1 protein-coding gene is annotated in these 761 nt (G+C 38.8%); it reads left to right on the plus strand.

Annotated features, from left to right (window positions below; translation table 11 throughout):
• Positions 1-250: hypothetical protein (locus NK662_RS24585; RefSeq protein ID WP_254761340.1), on the plus strand; the 250-nt coding region annotated here is incomplete at its 5' end.
• Between the last annotated feature and the right edge of the window lie 511 nt (positions 251-761).

Raw genomic sequence — 761 nt, forward strand, 5'->3', positions numbered from 1 at the left:
CTGGCTATTTGTCCAAACAAGGTTGGCACCCCAGACTTCAAAGCTGCAACAGCTTAATCCAGCATACCGGAAAGTCGGTCCAACAATAACCATGAAAATTGATGAGCACCAACAATTACCAACATTAGACAAGTCATTCCTGAAGCACCATGTAATGAGCACAGGTGATCACAGCAAAACATCATCATCTTGCTTCAGATGTCAAGCTTCAGATGTCAAGATCCCAGACGGCCACCTCAACCAAGTTTGATTCGCAAGAATACTCCTTTCTTCGGGTGACTTCAGGTTGAACTTGTCTTCAGGTCACCTTAAAACGACGAGAGAATGCTACAATTTCTACATAGTACAAACTATGATGAATAGACAAATGCTAAATAACTTTTTGCTTCAAGAACATAAATTCTCGTACTTCAACGTACAGAAACTAACATAATGCTAAGGAGGACAACATATGATCATATTCTACAGCTTGCAAAAGAGGTTACATTGCTGACTATCCAAGAAAAGAAATTCTCACAGTGCAAATATATAAAACATTACTAGCCTTCTCGTACATGCATAAATACAGAAAGGGCAAAGTGAAAGAGCTGAGCGGTTAAATCATACACAATTAGTTGATATTAAGGCGCAGGAGCGCTGTATATTCTGGGCAAGAACAAGAGCTTATTTCACTTAAATTGGACAAGAGTTCTCCAATCGTATGCTGGAAACATCATAATAGTATTTGACCAACATAACATACTTCCAAACTGATAGTTGAC

Source organism: Ectobacillus ponti (assembly GCF_024294785.1).
GTDB lineage: Bacteria > Bacillota > Bacilli > Bacillales > Bacillaceae_G > Ectobacillus > Ectobacillus ponti.